This window comes from Virgibacillus carmonensis, assembly GCF_057836705.1.
Genome location: NZ_JBYQFJ010000020.1, coordinates 1 through 14,651, shown reverse-complemented (window position 1 = coordinate 14,651; position 14,651 = coordinate 1). Strand labels below are relative to the sequence as shown.

At 37.3% G+C, this 14,651-nt stretch carries 13 protein-coding genes; 7 read left to right on the top strand and 6 right to left on the bottom strand.

The window, feature by feature from the left end; translation table 11 throughout:
• Window positions 1–126: 126 nt before the first annotated feature.
• Both AC3G7N_RS14690 and brnQ read left to right on the top strand, forming a co-directional pair.
• Entirely contained in the window at window positions 127–834 is a 708-nt protein-coding gene (locus AC3G7N_RS14690) for an EcsC family protein (RefSeq protein ID WP_489422923.1), read from the top strand.
• Between the two features lie 227 nt (window positions 835–1,061).
• On the top strand, window positions 1,062–2,429 hold the full coding sequence (gene brnQ / locus AC3G7N_RS14685) for a branched-chain amino acid transport system II carrier protein (RefSeq protein WP_489422922.1): 1,368 nt from the start codon (window positions 1,062–1,064) through the stop codon (window positions 2,427–2,429).
• Window positions 2,430–2,446: 17 nt separating this feature from the next.
• Here the strand turns inward: brnQ and AC3G7N_RS14680 are convergent, their stop codons facing one another.
• Both AC3G7N_RS14680 and AC3G7N_RS14675 read right to left on the bottom strand, forming a co-directional pair.
• Complete coding sequence (locus AC3G7N_RS14680) at window positions 2,447–3,109, bottom strand: GntR family transcriptional regulator (RefSeq protein ID WP_489422921.1); 663 nt, start codon at window positions 3,107–3,109, stop codon at window positions 2,447–2,449.
• Window positions 3,110–3,295: 186 nt separating this feature from the next.
• Window positions 3,296–3,787, bottom strand: coding sequence for a ferritin (locus AC3G7N_RS14675; protein WP_489422920.1), 492 nt, complete (start codon window positions 3,785–3,787; stop codon window positions 3,296–3,298).
• Between the two features lie 181 nt (window positions 3,788–3,968).
• Between AC3G7N_RS14675 and AC3G7N_RS14670 the strand changes: the two genes are divergently transcribed.
• Window positions 3,969–4,379: a GNAT family N-acetyltransferase gene (locus AC3G7N_RS14670; protein ID WP_489422919.1), complete on the top strand. Its 411-nt coding sequence runs from the start codon at window positions 3,969–3,971 to the stop codon at window positions 4,377–4,379.
• A 129-nt stretch (window positions 4,380–4,508) separates the two neighbouring features.
• Window positions 4,509–4,859, top strand: coding sequence for a VOC family protein (locus AC3G7N_RS14665; protein ID WP_489422918.1), 351 nt, complete (start codon window positions 4,509–4,511; stop codon window positions 4,857–4,859).
• A 152-nt stretch (window positions 4,860–5,011) separates the two neighbouring features.
• Here AC3G7N_RS14665 and AC3G7N_RS14660 read toward each other — a convergent pair whose 3' ends face one another.
• The 3 genes from AC3G7N_RS14660 to AC3G7N_RS14650 form a co-directional block, all read right to left on the bottom strand.
• On the bottom strand, window positions 5,012–5,782 hold the full coding sequence (locus AC3G7N_RS14660) for a TerC family protein (RefSeq protein ID WP_489422917.1): 771 nt from the start codon (window positions 5,780–5,782) through the stop codon (window positions 5,012–5,014).
• Between the two features lie 327 nt (window positions 5,783–6,109).
• The gene (locus AC3G7N_RS14655) at window positions 6,110–7,027 is read right to left on the bottom strand and encodes an aldo/keto reductase (RefSeq protein ID WP_489422916.1); all 918 of its coding nucleotides are present in this window, start codon (window positions 7,025–7,027) and stop codon (window positions 6,110–6,112) included.
• Between the two features lie 481 nt (window positions 7,028–7,508).
• Window positions 7,509–8,423: a TetR/AcrR family transcriptional regulator gene (locus AC3G7N_RS14650; protein WP_489422915.1), complete on the bottom strand. Its 915-nt coding sequence runs from the start codon at window positions 8,421–8,423 to the stop codon at window positions 7,509–7,511.
• 190 nt (window positions 8,424–8,613) lie between these two features.
• Here AC3G7N_RS14650 and AC3G7N_RS14645 point away from each other — a divergent pair, with 190 nt between their 5' ends.
• Complete coding sequence (locus tag AC3G7N_RS14645; protein WP_489422914.1) at window positions 8,614–11,760, top strand: efflux RND transporter permease subunit; 3,147 nt, start codon at window positions 8,614–8,616, stop codon at window positions 11,758–11,760.
• Window positions 11,761–11,831: 71 nt separating this feature from the next.
• Here AC3G7N_RS14645 and AC3G7N_RS14640 read toward each other — a convergent pair whose 3' ends face one another.
• Window positions 11,832–12,845: an LLM class flavin-dependent oxidoreductase gene (locus AC3G7N_RS14640; RefSeq protein WP_489422913.1), complete on the bottom strand. Its 1,014-nt coding sequence runs from the start codon at window positions 12,843–12,845 to the stop codon at window positions 11,832–11,834.
• Window positions 12,846–13,007: 162 nt separating this feature from the next.
• Between AC3G7N_RS14640 and AC3G7N_RS14635 the strand changes: the two genes are divergently transcribed.
• Window positions 13,008–13,817: a DUF2935 domain-containing protein gene (locus AC3G7N_RS14635; protein ID WP_489422912.1), complete on the top strand. Its 810-nt coding sequence runs from the start codon at window positions 13,008–13,010 to the stop codon at window positions 13,815–13,817.
• Window positions 13,818–13,935: 118 nt separating this feature from the next.
• A complete protein-coding gene (locus tag AC3G7N_RS14630) occupies window positions 13,936–14,421 on the top strand; it encodes a superoxide dismutase family protein (protein ID WP_489422972.1) in 486 nt (161 codons plus the stop codon).
• Window positions 14,422–14,651 lie beyond the last annotated feature (230 nt).

Here is a 14,651-nt window from a genome sequence, read left to right as displayed (position 1 = left end):
TCCAATCATTAGAAAGTTTCTTAATTTACATCCTATTCATCTTACGTTATTTTTACTAAAAAAGAAACAAAGATAAGATACAATAGAAGCTAGAGAATAACAGTATTGGTAAAGGGCGGAACTCAAATGACTCACTATGAAAAGAAGGTACATGAAGAAATACAGGCCTGGAAAAATAAGATTTTAAAACAGTCCAGTCTTTTTAATCGAATGTCGAAAAACGTGCAAACGAAAATAAATAGGAAGATTCCTGAAAGAGTTCATAAAGTTATCACAGAAAGCATTAAAAATATGGTGAAGGCGACTTTGTTCGGTTCGAATCTTACAACGAAGAAAAGCCAATTAACGGGTATGAATCTTCATGAACGAGATGAACTTCTGCAGAAAAAGTTAACTGCTTATCGGAAAACTGCTGTTGTAGAAGGGGCTGGAACAGGTGCAGGTGGTGTTTTCCTGGGAATTGCTGATTTCCCTTTGCTCTTATCTATAAAAATGAAGTTCTTGTTTGAAGCGGCTGCAGTATACGGTTTTGACACAAGAGAATATGAGGAACGCTTATTCATTCTTCATGTTTTTCATCTTGCTTTCTCTAGCGATGAAAAGCGTAAGGAAACCTTTTATATCATTGAGAATTGGGAAGAACAAAAGAAGACACTCGTTGATATGGACTGGCAAGTGTTCCAACAGGAATATCGGGACTATATTGATCTGATTAAAATGCTCCAGTTAGTTCCGGGGCTTGGTGCGATTATTGGCGCCTATGCTAACTATAATCTCCTTGATCAATTGGGGGAAACGGCAATGAATGCATATCGATTGCGGTTGTTGAAATAAGTTTGTTGCCTAAACTATCTCCCAAACAATCGGAAAGTGATTAGTCGCTCATTATGTTAAAGCGTTAAAACGGTAGGGGACTGACTCCAAAAAAATATGTGATATATTGCATTTTGCTTAGGTAAGTAGTATGATATGCTTCATTGATATATTGCATATAGCATATAAACTAAGTACAACTTTATGTGCTCGAAATTAGTATGTAGCATCTTAGAGGAGAGATTCATATGAGGGACAAACCGTCATTTTCATCTTACGCAATAATAGGAGTTATGTTGTTCGCATTGTTTTTTGGTGCCGGAAACCTAATCTTCCCAGCGGAGCTCGGTCAACATGCTGGAACCAATTTATGGCCAGCGATATTAGGATTTCTAATTACTGGAGTTGGACTACCGTTACTAGGAATTTTGGCAATGAGTTTTTCAGGGAGTCAGAATCTTCAGGAGCTGTCTAGCCGGGTTCATCCAATTTATGGTATATTTTTCACTTCGCTGCTATATCTGACAATTGGACCCTTTTTTGCAGCTCCACGGACAGGTACTGTGGCGTATGAAGTTGGTATCGCGCCATTTGTAAGTGAAGGATTTCAACAAGGTGGTTTGTTCATTTTTACATTGCTATTTTTTGCTGTTACCCTTTGGTTTTCTTTGAATCCAAAAAAGATTGTTGATAATGTGGGGAAAATATTAGCGCCTGGAATTCTGGTTTTTCTTGTCATTTTTTTGTTCATGGTCATCATTAACCCAATGGGGACTATTCAACCGCCACAGGAAACTTACGGGAATGGTGCTTTCCTAGAAGGTTTCTTAGAGGGATATAACACGATGGATGCGCTTGCTTCTCTCGTATTTGGTATTATTGTTATGAGGGCAATTCAATCGATGGGCATAACATCTAAAAGTGGAATACTTCTTGCAACTGCAAAATCTGGAGCTGTTGCAATCGCATTACTCGGATTAATTTATGTTGGAATTGCATACTTAGGAGCGACAAGTACAGAAATTTTCGGGGTTTTTGAAACAGGCGGACCAGTGCTCAGTAGTGGAGCATCTTATTATTTTGGAACACTAGGGTCAGTTATGTTAGCAATTGTTCTTACGCTCGCTTGTTTAACAACGAGCATTGGGTTAACAACAGCATGTTCGGAATACTTTCACACACTGCTTCCGAAAGTCAGTTACAAGCTATTTGTCTTGTTTTTTTCGGGGATCACATTTGTGATTGCGAACTTTGGATTAGCAAACATTATTACTTATTCAGTTCCTGTCTTAATGTTCCTTTATCCGCTAGCGATTGTCTTAATGATTCTGACGTTTTTGTCACCACTATTTAATCATGCACGTATTGTTTATGTTTCGGCGATTGCTGTTACATTTCTGATCAGCAGTATTGATGGTTTAAAAGCTTTATGTGACTCACTTGGTCTTGATTATTTCGGGTGGATGGTACCGATCATTTCCTTCTATGAAAAGTCACTTCCGTTATATAACCAAGGACTGGGATGGTTGTTGCCATCATTGGTGGTTATAGCAATTACTGGCTTAATAGCACACTATCCACAGCTTATGAATAATAATAAACGGTACTCTCACTAGAGGAGAGAACCGGTTTTTTAATCAGAGTTTAGGGAAGAAAACTCATCAATTGCACGAAGCCAATTGTTTTTCATAATTGCGGAAACCTTTGCGCTATCGTTTTCTTTCATTAACTTAATAATAGTAATATGTTCTTCAATGGACTTTTCAGTTAAGATAATCGAGTTATGGAAGAATAATCTCCTAACATGGGTTTGCAGTGATGCAACAATGCTGTGAATATAAGGATTATTCGCGGTATCAACGATAATCTGATGGAATTCTTCATCAAGTTTTAAAGCAAAATAATAATTTCCTGAATGTATTGCTTCAGCAAATCTTTTGTTTGTATCTTCGAGTAACGCGATGATTTCATCTGTTAAGTGTGAAATGGCCAATTCAGCGGATAATGCTTGTATTGCTGCTAAAGGTGGGAGAAGATCTTTTATCGATTCCTTCCTCACTTTTGTAACTTGTGTCGCTTTTCCAGGATACATTTTTGCAAATCCTTGTACTTCAAGAAGTTGCAATGATTCACGGACTGGAGTTCTGCTGACACCTAACGCTTGTGCAAGTTCATTGTCATTTAATTTTTCTCCAGGTTGTAGCGTGCCATCTATTATCCATTGTTGAAGTTGGTTGAATACACTATCTTTTGCTGATTGACGGATTGGTTTTGAATGATCAGAAGGTATCGGCATGATGTATTCACCTTTCCAAAGTAATTTTGTAGAACTATATATTAATTATACAATAAACAGATTTACATTGATAATATACAATATATTAGATTTATGTGTGCAGAAGTTATTTCCGACTTTTCATATAAAAAAACTTGAGATTTGCATATTATGCAAATCTCAAGTTTTTTTATTTATAAGAGGTACTTACAATTTTCTTTCCGAAAACTCTTTGTCCATGATTAAGAAAAAATCATTACCTGTTTCAATTCCCTCTAGCTTCTTAATAATATCCTCAAAGGTTTCTTCCTCTTCCGTTTGTTCATCAATGAACCACTGTAAGAAGTTAGTAGTAGCGTGCTCATCCAATTCATTGGCTAAATCAACTAGATCATAAATGTTTTGTGTAACCTCTTTTTCCTGTTCTAGTGATTTTTGCGCAATTTCTAATGGACTAGTAAATGAACTAATGGGCTCTTCTAATTTTTGAAGAAGCGGTTGTTCGCCCATTGTGACCAGATAATGATAAAACTTCATCGCATGTTCACGCTCTTCTTCTGCCTGTACCAGCCAAAAATTCGCAAAACCTTTATATTTTAGTTGAGAGAAATAAGAAGCCATCGCTGTATATGAATGTGATGCTTGCAACTCATTCGTTAATTGATTGTTTAATGCCTGTATTAATTTTTTAGGTAACATTATCCATGTCTCCAATCTTTATACTTTTTAAGGTAATAACAATTATTACCTCCAAACCAAGTTTAATACCTAATTTGGATTAAGAAGGATTTATCGTAAAGATATAGAATGTTAGTAATAGGGGTGTTGTTGTACTAAACTATCAGCATGGAAAAATCAGTTCACGTGAGGAGTTTTTAGATTGAATAAAGATTTGAAAATTAATTATGAACCACCAACCCCTATCGAGTATAATGATTTACGAGTTGAGGGTGGAATGAGTGGAAAGACCCAGGAAGCTGCAACAATTGGTTTGAAAAACGCGTTGTTTACAGTATGTATCTATAATGAAAATAGTTTAATAGGGATGGGGCGTATAATAGGTGATGGTGGTTCCTTTTTTCAGATAGTGGATATAGTAGTTAAACCAAATCATCAGGGAAAAGGTATCGGAAAGTTAATCATGAAGAAATTAATGGGATATCTAGAGCAAAATACGTATCCTAGCTCCTATGTAAGCCTTATAGCTGAAGATCCGGCTAATAAACTTTATGAGCAATTTGGATTTACATATACATACCCTAAATCGCATGGAATGTATAGAAAGTATTAAACCCATCAATTGCATGTATAGAAAGGCTAGACATCTCAAAAAAGGAGACATCGATGCGTAAAAGGATTATGTTAAACATGATCCACTTATGTAATTTATGATAAAAATATTTTATTGGGAGGTAATGAAATGAAATTAGCTTTTTTGTATTATCCCGTAAAAAACGTAAAAGAATCTTTAACGTATTACCGTGAGGTTCTTGGGTATGAAGAAGCATGGCGTGAGGGAGATCATACTGTTGCATTGAAATTACCAGATACAGATATTCAGCTGATGATTGAAGACGCTAACGAAGGTTTACCGGCTGGAGGTATGTTCGTAGTAGATAGCGTCGATGCCTTTTATGAAGAGAAAAAAGATAAAGTAAACTTTGTAAAGAATCCATGTGATATACCTCCAGGACGCTATGCTATTTTTCAAGATATTTCCGGAAATCCAGTAAGAATTCTTGATTTAACAAGTGAAAATAATGTGACTTAGAATTAATTATGCTGTTGATACAATGTATAAGTACATTCATAAATAGATAGAAACGTATCATTTTTTCCATATAAAAAATCCTAACTTGAAAAAATCAAGTTAGGATTTTTAGATTATTATATGAAATACAATTTTCCATGCATAAAGCTCTGCTATTCTGAATTTTTTTTAGCGCTCTTCCCTGAAAGAAACCAGCCGCCAATAGCAATAGAAAGGAGTACACCCCAAAAGAATAGAGTCCATCCAGTGCTGTGTGGGAAGTCGTGAGGCAATACACCAACCTTATCGTGGGAAAGTGTTATAACAGCAAGTTTTATACCGACCCAAGCAACGATCATGTACGCAACTGTTTCTAAACCAGGTCGTACTTCTAGAAGTTTAACAAACCAGGTCGCTGCAAATTTAATCAATATTAGACCTGCAACACCGGCAATTACCACAACTATAAATTTACCTCCGTCCATTCCGCCAAAGTCCGGCAGTGGAGAGTCTGGAAGAGCCAATGCAAGTGCAACGGCTGCGAGAATAGAATCAATTGCAAAAGCAAGGTCTGCCAATCCTATCTTGGCTACTGTAGGCCAAAATCCGCTTCCTGCAGGTTCATTCTCTTTCTCGGCCTCTGTATCGCCTTTTTCTGAACCGAAATATGTCACAATAATATGCTTGACACCCAAGTATATGAGGTAAGCCGCTCCAATAGCCTGCACTTGCCATACATTTGCTATAAATGATATGGCAAAAAGAGCGCCAAATCTAAAGATAAATGCTCCAAAGATACCATAGTTTATTGCACGTTTCTTTTGATCTTCAGGTAAGTGCTTAGCGATAACTGCCATAACAAGTGCGTTGTCAGCAGACAATAAACCTTCTAGACCAATTAGTATTAATAATGTCCATCCATATTCTAACCAAATTGATTCCAATGTCTTTCTCCTTTCTGAATATAAAAAATAGAGGCCCTTACCAGTTAGTATGGTAAAGGCCTCCAGAAAAATTCAAGACCTTTACCACATTGGCAAAGGTCTTGCTAACAACACCGTAAGTTGCCAGTAATGCCGAGAGTGATCCAAGTTCACTCTGTAATGACGACAATACTGTTAAAGCTACTCCCCTTTGAAATTCTATTAATAGTTAACCATTTCCCTGATCAAATGTCAATAATTTTATGCTTTTTCGAAGTTGTGGATACCTGAGTAGCGAATCATTAGAATTCCAAAGAAGATGAATTCCTTTCTCCGGATAATAACACATTAAGGCAATTCATTTCCTGCTGCAAGATAGATTTCGTACCATTCTTCTCTGCTTAATTCAATGTCGGAAGCTTTTGCTATTCCTGCTAAACGTTCTGGATTCATCGTGCCAACAATCGGCTGAATCTTTGCAGGGTGACGCAAGATCCATGCCACAGCAATTGCTGAATCGGTTACACTATATTTTTTGGCAACTTCTTGTAGTTTAGCATTAAGCTTCGGAAACTTTTCATTCCCAACAAACACACCCTCCATCATTCCATATTGGAAAGGGGACCATGCCTGGATTGTCATATCGTTCAGTCGGCTGTATTCCAGAATACTACCATCCCGGACAATAGCTGGGTCGTGGTGCATATTTACGTTGAGTCCAGCATCGATCATGTTGGTATGCATGATTCCAAATTGTAGCTGATTCACAATGAGGTCCTGATCCATGTATTTTTTTAAAAGTTCTATTTGCAATGGATTTTGATTACTTACTCCGAATTGCCGTACTTTACCGCTTTCCTTTAACTTTGTGAAAGCTTCAGCCACTTCTTCAGGTTCAACCAATGCATCTGGGCGATGGAGGAGTAAACAATCGATATAGTCCGTTTTTAGCCGTTCTAGGCTTCCGTCAACAGATTCCAGAATATGCTCTTTGGAAAAGTCAAAAGATCCTTTACGAATTCCACACTTTGTTTGTAAAATCATTTTTTCGCGAATAGAAGGGTTCATGTTAATCGCTTCTGAAAAGATTTCTTCAGATTCCCCGTCACCATAAATATCTGCATGATCAAAGAAGTCAATCCCGACATCCATCGAGTTTTCAATTACGTGAGCTGCTTCTTTTTTTGTGAGATCCTTCATCCTCATACAACCAAGTCCAATAGTAGAAACTTCTAAATCACTAGTAGCTAATGTAATTTTTTTCATCAGAACACCTCTTTGAATTTAATACGTTCATCTTAACAGTTTTTCTGCTAATGTGTATTACTATTTTAAAATTTGATTAAATCCGAGTTGAACTTGTCTCGCTCATCGTGAATTATACCATGTCCGCTGTTTTCAAATGGGACAATCTTGGAGTTTTCTATGCCTTTATTCATTTCTTTAGCAAAATCAAATGGACAAATTTGTTCCAGTTTCCCGTGGGAAATTACGGTAGGCGCCTTAACATCGGCTTAATCACCTCAAAAGAGGCTTACCTTTTCCGATATCCTCCAAAAAAGCTTTACATCTTTCTCAACTTCAACATAATGCCCCATTAATCATTGCACTCCTTATTCTAAACTAACTAATAATAAATTAGTTACTATTTATATACCCTTGTGAAGGCAAGCTAAACTTTAATAGGTATTATAAATAAAGAGAGAATGGACTTTTTTAGTTCATTCTCTCCTCTTTTGAAATTGCATTATAAAAGTCTAATCCGAAGCTTCTCCGATATTAATTTCCGATATTTATCAAATTGTTGTATCCCTTTAAAATTCGCTAGCAATCCTTGGACGACAAATTCTTTAGGATCCTGTTTTTTCATTTCGGAGATTAAAAAGTCAGTTACTCCTTGTAGCTCATTAAGCATTTTTTCTCCAAGTTTAAGTTGGGTAAGCATTTTTTGCATGTCTAATAAGTAGTTAACTACTTCGTTTTTTATCATTTCTTCTGGTGCTTCAATATCAGAGAAGATGGGTACCATTTTTTCTTCTGTAAGTATAGGTTTACTCCTCTTGGATAATAGATTAACAACGATATCATCCAGTCGTTCTACTAAAAATGATGCAAGTTCAGGGATTTGAATGTCTATGTCACCGTGAATTAATATTTGAATATAACGGTTTTTAATTCCTTCAAATATGTTTCCTGCATCTGTAACATAAGGGTTTACCTCTTCTCCATAAATAGTAATGAGCGTTTCTTTGTACCATTTGTGTGTTTCAAATTCCTTGAATCGAACAAATTCAAATAGTTCCTTGTTTAGCGTAATTGCTTGTTCTTTGAACTGTGTAAGAATAAAGCTTTTATGTTTTAATATTTCATAAAATTGTACTTCTACTTGTTTCACAAAGTTCTCTTTTGGACTCAAGAGTTCATCTGTGGCTTTTTTTATGTTTTCCTGCATCAAATCATAATAGTATTTAAATATTTCAAGCAATAATTCATCTTTAGAGTGGAAATGCAAATAAAAGGCACCTTTGGAAACGTTGCTTTTTTCTGCAATTTCTTGAATAGATGTAGAATAAAAACCTTTATCTGCAAAGAGGTCAATAGAAGTAACGATTATATTCTTTTTCTTTTCATTCATAAATGCACGTCCTTTTAATTTGGACATGACCAATCAGTCATGTTTTTTGAGTGATTAATTATAAGTTACATAATAGCAGATATTTAGCGGGATATACAATTTTTTTATTTTAAAAACATGAAAATTAATAGTTGCATAATCAGTGTTAATCGTTTATATTAAATAATGTTCTGACCAGTCAGTCATATGAAAATATAGTAATGAAGGAGTGTCCTGCTTGAAGAAAATCATTAACTTTTCCCTTAATAATAAATTGGCTATATGGATTTTAACTATTATGGTTGTTGTGGCAGGTTTGTATTCGGGTTTAAATATGAAACAAGAAACAATGCCCGATATTACGTTGCCAAATGTATCTGTAGTGACTACTTATTCAGGTGCAGCACCAGATGAGGTTGCGGAAGAAGTGACGGAGCCAATTGAGCAACGAATTCAAAATTTGAAGGGAGTAGAACTTGTCAGCTCTACTTCTTTAGCAAATGCCTCTTCCGTCCAAATACAGTTTAATTTTGATACAGATATGGATGAGGCAACCAATGAGGTAGAAAGCGCATTGTCCAATCTGAACTTACCAGAAGGAGCAAAAGATCCACAAGTTTCACGGTTAAGTTTAAATGCATTTCCAGTTATCGCCTTAAGCATTAGTGATAAAAATCATTCTCTAGAACAGCTGTCAAAAGCTGTAGAAGAAGATGTTGTGCCAACTCTCGAAGGTATTGAAGGCGTTTCTGATGCACAAATCACGGGACAACAAGTAAAAAAGGTTACCATTAACTTTGATGAAGACCAACTGACCAAATATGGTTTAACGCAAGAAAGAGTACAACAATTGATTCAGGGATCAGATATCTCTTTTCCACTAGGATTAACCAATTTTGATGGAGAAGTAAAAAATCTAGTTATTGATGGGAATATTACAACTGTTGAGGACCTGCGGAATGTGGAGATTCCTGTTACGCCAAAACAAACAGGTCAACCGGCTCAAGAGGGAACCACGTCGGGGCAAGCTCTGGGACAACAAAGTCAAACTTCCTCACAAGCACAGGATTCAATGGAATTACAGACAGTACAACTAGACGAACTTGCTGCAATTAAAGTGGTAGGTGAGGCTGAATCTATCTCAAGAACAAATGGTGAAGATTCTATAGGAATTCAAATTGTAAAGGCTGCTGACGCGAATACAGTTAATGTAGTTAACGGGGTTAAAGATGCTATTAATGGCTTTGAGAAAGATCTTGGTCTTACAGTAACTACTACCTTTGATCAAGGTGAACCAATCGAGGAATCTGTTAATACGATGCTAAACAAGGCTTTGTTCGGTGCAATCTTTGCAGTAGTAATTATTCTGCTCTTTTTAAGAAGTATAAAAACAACACTAATTTCAATCATTTCCATCCCATTGTCCTTGTTAATGGCAGTATTTCTGTTACATCAAATGGACATAACCCTAAATATTATGACATTAGGTGCTCTTACGGTTGCCATTGGCCGGGTGATTGATGATTCGATCGTAGTTATCGAAAATATATATAGAAGAATGGCTTTACCTGGAGAAGAACTTCGTGGAAAAGAATTAATACGTGAAGCAACACGACAGATGTTTATACCTGTCTTTTCATCTACAATCGTTACAATTGCTGTGTTCTTACCACTTGGCTTAGTTAGTGGCCAGGTTGGTGAAATGTTCTTGCCGTTTGCTTTAGCGGTCGTTTTTGCCCTTTTGGCTTCTTTGATTGTTGCAGTGACAATAGTTCCTATGCTTGCACACGCATTGTTTAAAAAAGGATTAAACGATAGCACAGCAAAAGAAAGTAATAAACATGACGAAAAGCCTAATAAACTAGCTAACTTTTATAAAGGTATTCTTGACTGGACGTTAAATCATAAACTGATTACCTTTGGAGGTGCATCGGTAGTATTAGTTTTAAGTCTGTTTTTAGTACCAGTCATCGGCGTAAGTTTCTTGCCAACCCAGGAACAAAAAATGTTGATGGTTACGTACAGTCCTGAACCAGGTCAAACAAAAGAAGAAGCGGAAGAAATAGCTCTTGATGCAGAAGAATTTTTTAGTACACGTGCAGGTGTTACGACCTATCAATATTCCTTAGGTGGGGGAAGCCCAATGGGGATGATGGGCATGGGTGGAGGAAATTCCGCATTATTTTATGTTGAGTACGCCGACGATTTTGAGAAGTTTAGTGGAGAGGGTGAAAAAATTACCGACTCCCTAAACGAAACCACTGACACGGGTGAATGGGGAACGATTGATTTTGCCAGTATGGGAGCAAGTGGATTGCAGTTATTTGTCTATGGTGACAATATGAAAGTTATCCAAAGCGCCGTAAGTAAAATCTTACCAACTATGAAGGAAAACAACGATTTGGAGAATGTTGAATCAAGTATATCGGAAGCGTATGATCAATATACCCTGGTAGCTAATCAGGAAAAGTTAAGTCAGTATGGGCTAACCGCAGCGCAAATTGGCATGAATCTGAGTAGTAATGGTGAATCGCCAATACTCACTACGGTAAAACATGACGGGGAAGACGTGAATGCTTATATCGAAGTGGAAGAAGCAAAATATGACAGTATTGAAGATCTCACGAGTTCTGAAATTCAAACACCACTAGGAACCACAGTAAAAGTGGAGGAAGTGGTGGATATTGAGGAAGGAAAATCACCAGACACAATCGAACGCCGAGACGGAAAAATGTATGCTTCACTTAGTGCGGATGTAAAGACTAATGACGTAGCAGCCGTTTCAACCCAAATAGAAAATGAAATAAGTGAACAGGAATTACCTAATGGAGTGAATGTTGATTTTGGCGGTGTAACGGAACAAATTAATGAGTCGTTTACCCAGTTAGGATTGGCCATGCTTGCGGCAATAGCTATTGTCTACTTCGTTCTTGTAGTTACATTTGGGGGGGCATTAGCACCGCTTGCAATTCTATTTTCCTTACCATTTACAATCATCGGTGGATTAGTTGCACTATGGATCGCAAATGAACCATTAAGTGTATCAGCTATGATTGGTGCGTTGATGCTAATTGGTATTGTAGTAACAAACGCGATTGTTCTAATCGACCGAGTTATTCATAAGGAAAAGGAAGGACTTTCAACAAGAGAGGCTCTCCTTGAAGCTGGTTCTACTCGTCTCAGGCCTATTTTAATGACAGCCCTTGCTACGATTGGAGCACTTATTCCGCTGGCCATTGGTATGGAAGGCGGAGGTTTAATTTCAAAAGGACTAGGTCTGACGGTAATTGGTGGGTTAACAAGTTCAACGTTACTAACACTCGTTATTGTACCAATCGTTTATGAAGCATTCGCTAAATTTCGGAAAAAAGATATAAAAGAATAAATTTATTAAAAAGCCTACTTATATCTCCTTATGGGAGTATAGGTAGGCTTTTTAAGAGTTTACCAGAAAGCTTACTGATTAGGTGGCTTTACATCAAAGGCATCCGCCAATAATTCGATACCTCTCATTCGGTTATCAGAACCTGAAACATTCGGTATTATTGTAATTTCATCTGCCTGATAAAGGTTCGATATCCTTTCAATTTCTTCTTTTACTTGATGTACTCTTCCAATGATCATCCGTTTACGATTTCTCTTTACTTTTTCTTTTTCAACGGAACTTAATCCCCGGCTCTTTGCGGTGTGGATAGAGGGATAGTATGGAGGTGGATTAGCAGACTCAACAAACAACAACCATAAATCGAAAGCCTTGGCAATTTCCTCCGCTTCTTCTTCTGTTTCGGCGACAACTACGAAAACAGCTATCATTACTTTCGGTCTTTCAAGTAATGACGATGGCTGAAAATGTTTTCGGTAGTCGTCAATTACCTTCACCCCCGTATCTGACGGTTTAGCAAAGTGGGCATAGGCAAAAGCTGTACCATTCGCAGCTGAAATTTGTGCACTTCCACCGCCAGTACCTAACATCCAAATTTCGGGTGTGGTTTTTATGACAGGGGTTGCGATTAAATCGTTAAACCGGTGGTCCCCTAATGTATTATCTGTAAAGAACTTATGCAAGTCTTCCACTTGCTGTTGATAGTTCGGTCGTTTTTCTTTTTCCTCATTTAACGCTTTGTTAACAATTCGATAACTCGGGGATCTACCTATACCCAAGTCAATTCGGTTTGGATGAAGCGCTTCTAACATTCGAAAGTTTTCAGCCACTTTGTAAGAACTGTAATGTGGTAGCATGACCCCACCTGAACCGATGCGGATACTTTTAGTGGAAGAAGCCAGATGCATCATCAACATTTCTGGAGTACTTCCTGCAACGGATAATACGTGGTGATGTTCAGCTACCCAAAATCTACCATAGCCAAATTCTTCTGCGTGTTTCGCTAGTTCTGTTGACTGCAACAAAGCTGTGCGGGAATCTAGTCCCTCATCTATTGGTGAATAATCGAGTATATTTAATGAAATCACTTAAGATCTGTCTCCTTCTATGTTAAACGTCACTTATACAATTTTCCTATAAAGCATCAAAGAAGGCAATGAAATGGATTACCGATGGGGATTACAAACTAGGGCATATATATCACTTTTAAATCATAGATTGAAAGTGGATATTTAGGGAGGGATAGCATCATGTCAGACTATCAAGAGGCTAGCTTGTTTGAAAATCGTTTTTGGCTTCAAATTTTAGGTGATCATGCACGATTTATTCATACTTCTTTGTCACCTAATGAGAAGAATCATATTCGTACCGCACAGAAATACATCACTGTTTTTGATCAATTATTAGATCAATCAAGAACATCATTATCAGGTGATGCTTTATTACAGCTATCTCAACAAGCATATGAGCAAGCTAATCATATTCGTCTATTTAAATTAGAATTAATTAAAGAGCATCTGATCGGTCATATCTCTATTCACCTAACACCGAGTTTCCTTAATCATATGGTGAACGAAGTGGAGGAATATATTCGGATTTTGGAATGTTTAAAAGAAGGAAAGGTACCACCTGTTCAGCATGAGGTTCACCATCATCTTCTTTGGTTATTAGATGCGGCAGGTCATGCTGGTGCAATTAATGATACGCTCGATAGTACCGAACAAAAATTAAAAAAAAGAGCGTATGAATTTACGAAGACGTTTAACCATTTCTATTTAAAAGCAATAGAAATGGCAGGTTATTTAAGGACATATGTGCAAGAGTTTCCCGCCCTTGAACGATTCAATCATCAAACAGAAATTGAAATGAAGGTTTTCAAAGAATTTCTAAGAGAATTAGAAGAAATGGAATTCGAAGGTACTGTGCTTGATACGTTTTCTGCTTTGATGGCTGATCATATGGCGAGGGAGGAATGCTACTATCTTATACAACTTGCACAGTCTAGTGGATTAGAAGCTCCAAGCTGTGATCCTACGAAACCAAGAGTTACTGAAAGCTAAAGTTCCTTTTCACAAAAAAAACGGATAGGCATATGATGTGTAATCACATGAGAAAATATAGGAGGATTACACAAAAATGTATTCAAATAACAATGGGCAATATGACGGCGGCTATCGAATGTGTTATCCAGTTAGACAAATGGCATCAAGGGCGTATGCAGAGATAAAAGGTAGCGCATTAGCTCCAGATTTATACGGTTATGTTGTTTTCACAGACGTTCCTTATGGTACAGAAGTAGCGGTGGAAGTATCAGGGCTCCCACCATATAAACCTGCCCAAGGGGATCAAGCACCAATAGGACCACATGGCTTTCACATTCATCAACATGCTGATTGCGGCAGTACAGCCAAACCGGAACCTTTTCAAGAGGCAGGCGGACATTGGAATCCGACAAATCAGCCACACGGAAATCATGCAGGCGATTTTCCAGTTCTATTCTCGAATAATGGTTATGCTAGAATGTCGTTTTTCACAAATGCCTTTAATGTAGAAGATGTTATTGGCCATTCAGTCATGATTCATCAGAATCCTGATGATTATCGATCTCAGCCTTCAGGAGATGCAGGTAAACGGTTGGGCTGCGGTCCTATAATGGCACTTTAATAAGTTGCGTTGTAACACCTCTTTGGATATTCTTATCTGAAGGGTGTTTTTTATTTGTCTAGCGCAAGCTTCCTAGCCCGCCTGAAGTTTTAAGTCAAATCTCTTTGTGATAGGCTGTCTTCTAAAAGATTGTTGTTTTGAAACAAAACCTATAAACTGCGACGTGATTTACCACTACGGAAATAAACTGCGATGTAACAGCAACGTGATTTCCGCTGCGGGCAGTCGCT